The organism is Stieleria mannarensis (genome assembly GCF_014154935.1).
Lineage (GTDB): Bacteria > Planctomycetota > Planctomycetia > Pirellulales > Pirellulaceae > Stieleria > Stieleria mannarensis.
Genome location: NZ_JACEHH010000106.1, coordinates 1 through 4463 on the forward strand (window position 1 = coordinate 1; position 4463 = coordinate 4463).

A 4463-nucleotide genomic window follows, 5' to 3' on the forward strand; every position below is an offset into this window, starting at 1 on the left:
GAATCAGGTTTTCGATCGTCAGCAAATAGATGACATTGATGCATTAATATAGCGAACGTCGGAATGCGGTGGATGAAGGGCGTTTCCGCGAAGAACCGACCATCGTGACCCACTTATCAGCGACCAGGGACATGACGTGCGAAGGAACTTGAACGCTCCGTTTTCGGCCTCGGTGGAGTTGTACCTTCACGTCGCAGGGGAATGCTTTGAACTCGGGCAACTCGGGCCCGGGTTCGCGTTGCTCCGTGTGGCCAGGGCGATCGAAGCCACCGCCGCAGTGATTGAAGTGATCGTCGACCAAGCCAGCACGCGCCGGCCGGTGCGATTGACACGCCCCAGCACCACGCTCTCAAGACGGTTTGAATTCGAAGCGGCGTGAGTGAGTGAAACGACCAGCCGCAGTGGTGATCTCGAGGGCGGCGGCGATCGCGTTGTGGCGTGCAGGCGAAAGCGGGGCTTTCGGGGCGACGCCCCGGAAGGGACGTCGTACGGGAGTGGATGCCAATGCGCTTATTCGCGGGAGGCGGGGGTGATCTTGAGCTGGACTTCTTGGTCGCCTCGGCGGACCGTGATGCCGACTTCTTCACCGATCTTGAGCGCTTCGATGGCGTAGGTGTAATCGTAGATGTCTTCGATCGTCTTGCCCGCCAACTCGATGATCACGTCGCCGCCTTGCACGCCCGCTTTGGCGGCCGGTCCCTCGCCGGCAACCCCGCTTAATTTCAATCCCTTGATCTTGCCCGCTGCGTAATCCGGCACGGTTCCCAAGTACGCGGTCAGACGCGCCCGCGGCACTTCCTCTTCCTGACGCTCGCCTTCATCCAACTTGAATTCGGGAACCGAGTCATCGCTGAGCATGCCGCGGGCGATCAAAGCGAATAGCCGTGCCGTGTCGGCCGCGCCCTGGTAGTTTAGTTTTTCTTTGGTGTCCCTGGGCGTGTGGTAATCTTCGTGGGCACCGGTGAACGCCGACAGGATCGGGACGTCGCGGGCGACGAAGGCCGACGCGTCGGTCGGTAATCGCGTGCTGGTTTTGTCCAACGTCAACGAAAGCCCGACCGGCACGTTGCGGCGGTTGACCAACGATTCGAACTTTGGTGACGAACCGATCCCCTGGATCACCAATTTCTCGCGCAAACGCCCGACCATGTCCAGGTTCAGGTAGGCGGCGATCGCCGGGTTCAGCGATGCCGCGTCGGTCGTCATTCCGTGGGCCCGCGCCACCCGCTCGGCTTCTTCGTCGACCTCCGCTTGCGGTGCGTCGGGGTAAATCGAATGGAACGTTTCGATGAACGCCTGGGATCCGAACAGTCCCAGTTCTTCACCGCTCCAGCCGGCAACGACCAAATCTCGCTTGGGCTTCAAGCGTCCGGCCCGTTGCTCGTCGGCCAGGTACTGGGCGATTTCCAACATCGCCGCGACGCCCGATGCATTGTCATCGGCGCCTTGATGAATCATGTCGCGCTCCTCGTCTTTGGCCAGCGAATTGCTGCCGGCACCGCGCCCCAGGTGATCCACGTGGGCACCGAGCATGACGAACGGGTAGGTCGGTTCGGTGTCGTTGCCGCTGGGCAATCGCGCGAGCACGTTGCGTCCGGTTCCGGTCTTGCGTTCGATCTCGATCGTCGAGGCGACTTTGGCACCTTCCAAGATGTAACCCATCGCCAGCGAACCGTCGTCGAGTTGCGATTGCTGTTCTTTCAAATCACCGTCGGCGTCGGAGAACAGTTTGGCGGCCATTGCGTTGGTGATCGAGATCGCGGCGATGCTGACGCCGGCCGAGGCGGTGGAGTCAAATCGGATCAGTTCGTTTTGGACTTTGCTGGTCGGTCCGGCAACGAAAATGATTCCCTTGGCTCCCATGTCACGGGCGAAGGTTGCTTTGCGGCGTGGGGAACTGAAACGGGCCAGTTGTTGTCGTCGCTCGGGCGTGATGTCTTGGGGCAGATCACGGAAGACCATCACCCAGCGGCCCGCGACATTCAGATGGACATAGCTGTCATATTCGGGCGCATCCTCGCTGGCCGGGACGCGCATCCCATAACCGGCGAAGACGACTTCGGTGGCGTCCAGTGATCCGTCGGCGGAAAAGGAAAGCGGACGCCAATCTTGATCCAGCTTTGCCGTGTGGTCACCGATCACAAGTGAGTTGTTTTCGGTCAGCGAACAACCGGCGGGAAACTCGAACTCGTCAAAGAACGTTCCCGACTCGCCGGCGGGGACAAACCCCAAGCTTTCCAGATAGGCGGCCACATAGGCCGTCGCCCGACGTTCGCCTTCGGTCCCGGTCAAGCGGCCTTCCAGTTCGGGCCGCGTCAAGTAATCAACGTGGCGGGCGATGTCGGCCGGGGTGAATTGCGGCGATGTGGTTTCGGCCGCACTGAGCGCCGCCAACCGGTCCTGCGATTGCGTGTCGGTCAAACCGAGTCGTTCGCGAATCTCGGCATCGTTCCAGTTGCCCAGGAAGATCTGGGAGCGTTTTTCGGGGGTGCGATTGCTGGTCCAGGCCATCCGATCGCCACCGGGCAGAAAAACAGGCAGCCCATCAAAGCCGTCGGTGTAGGTCACGCGGACCGGTTGCCCCTGGCCATCGGCGCGAACGCAGTAAAGTTCAAAGTTGCCGAATCCGTGACGGTTGGTGGTGAAGATCAAGTAGTCGCCGCTGGGGTGATAGAACGGCGCCCAACTCATCGCGTTGATTTCGGTCAGTCGTCGGACATCGGTCCCGTCGCTGGCCATCGTGTAGATCTCTGCCCTCGTCCCGTCTTCGGAAAACCGTCGCCAGCAGATGCGTTTCCCGTCGGGCGAAAAGAACGGGCCACCGTCGTACCCGCTGACATCGGTCAAGCGGCGGACGTTCGATCCGTCGGCATCCATGATGTACAGGTCGATGAAGTACGACTTGTCGGTCTTCAGCAACTCGGCGTCGCGCTCCGAGAGCGATTCGGTGTATGCGGCGCGATTGGACGCGAAAACGATTTGAGTCCCGTCGGGGCTGTAGCTGCCTTCGGCGTCATAGCCCTCCGCATCGGTCAGTCGGTTGTACGAGCCATCGGCCAATCGTTCGTAGATTTCGAACTCGGGGTCGTAGTCCCAAGAGTAACGCGGTTGTTTGCCGCTGCGTCGCAGTTCCAGAAGTTCGTTCTGTTTGGCGACCGAGGTCTCGTCATGGTGGGTGCTGGAGAACAACACGCGATCGCCGTCGGGGTGGATCCAGGCGCAAGTCGTCTTGCCGTGGCCCGGGGAAACCTGCTCCAGATCCCCTGTTTCCAGATCCATCAGGAAGATCTGGTAGAACGGGTTGGCCGGATCACGCTCGCTTTGAAACACCATGCGTTTCCCATCGCGGCTGAAGTAGCCTTCGCCGGCGCGTCGCCCGTCGAAGGTGATCTGTCGCGCGTCGCTGATCAATTCCGCTTCCTTTTCGGGCGACAGATCCGTCGGCGGATCGGCCGGCGGTTGAGCGGAAAGGAAGGCGGCGGGAAGGGTGAGCAGTAGCAGGAAAGCGAGTTGTCGTATCGGCATTTCAATCAAGATTTTCTGATTCGGTGGGAGACACGTTGCGCCGACCGCCTAATCGGTGGCCGGCAGTGTGTTGTCGCGGTAGACCGCTCGTAGTTTACCGCAAGCGGAGTGTTCGGTTTCAGCGGACCGTCGCCGTCCTCTTGGAGGTGAGGTCGTGCGGCGATTGACCTCTGATCTCTCAGGCGTTTACGACTTCACCCTCCCTCTGGGAGGGTCGCGGAGGAGTCTACGACGACGCGGGGAGGGTTCGTTGTGGCTCGAGTGCACTCAAGCACCAGCAATCGACCCTCTCCTCGCTGCGCTCGACCCTCCCTGCCAGGGAGGGTTGATTTGAATAACTGTACGACCTCGGAGGTGGTGGGGGCAACGCCTGGCGTTTGCGTGTGCCGAGTTCGGAGAACACGGTGCTTCAGGGGTCAATCAACCCCTGGGCCCCACGCAACTGGATTAAATCTTCGCTCCAGCGGAGGAACAATTCTCTTCGCTCGGCCGGATCGCGAAAGACCCGGACGGACGTGGTTTTGTGACGGATGTCGTCGCGGACCAACCCGTGCAGTTCATCGTAGACCGCTTCGGGGTCCGGTCCATCGGTTTCTTCGGCTTGCCGTCGGGCCGTCGCTTCGAAACGAAACACCTGCAGCCAGCCGGGGCGTTGGACGGCGACCAGACGCACGTTTTTGAACTTGGCCGTGCCGCCGTAATAACCGTTCTTGGTCAGGTGCTTGCGGATCTCCAGCTCCATCTCGCGATCGCCGCACCAGTCGTTCCATTTTTGTTGCAGCGATTTCAGCAAAGCGATCATGGCTGGGCTCGTGGGGGCGATGATGGCAATAGCGATTGTACTTGTAGGCGGAGGGACGCCAGGACGCGATTGGCGGATCAAACGTAACTACCGTCGCCAGAAGGTGGATTCCGGGCGTTTCCCACGCTCGGGCGAG

General features: G+C 60.7%; 3 protein-coding genes. 1 reads left to right on the forward strand and 2 read right to left on the reverse strand.

What is annotated here, in order from left to right:
* The first annotated feature begins 148 nt into the window (after positions 1 to 148).
* Positions 149 to 379, forward strand: coding sequence for a hypothetical protein (locus H1B37_RS32320; RefSeq protein WP_182871409.1), 231 nt, complete (start codon positions 149 to 151; stop codon positions 377 to 379).
* A gap of 131 nt (positions 380 to 510) precedes the next feature.
* Here H1B37_RS32320 and H1B37_RS32325 read toward each other — a convergent pair whose 3' ends face one another.
* Both H1B37_RS32325 and H1B37_RS32330 read right to left on the reverse strand, forming a co-directional pair.
* Complete coding sequence (locus tag H1B37_RS32325) at positions 511 to 3525, reverse strand: M20/M25/M40 family metallo-hydrolase (protein WP_182871410.1); 3015 nt, start codon at positions 3523 to 3525, stop codon at positions 511 to 513.
* 409 nt (positions 3526 to 3934) lie between these two features.
* Positions 3935 to 4327 carry a hypothetical protein gene (locus tag H1B37_RS32330; RefSeq protein ID WP_182871411.1) on the reverse strand — a complete coding sequence of 131 codons (393 nt, stop codon included), beginning with the start codon at positions 4325 to 4327 and terminating at the stop codon, positions 3935 to 3937.
* Between the last annotated feature and the right edge of the window lie 136 nt (positions 4328 to 4463).

Bases quoted from the DNA above. Each gene is read 5' to 3' on its own strand.
- H1B37_RS32325 (WP_182871410.1), bottom strand. From the start codon at position 3,525: ATGCCGATACGACAACTCGCTTTCCTGCTACTGCTCACCCTTCCCGCC.
- H1B37_RS32330 (WP_182871411.1), bottom strand. From the start codon at position 4,327: ATGATCGCTTTGCTGAAATCGCTGCAACAAAAATGGAACGACTGGTGC.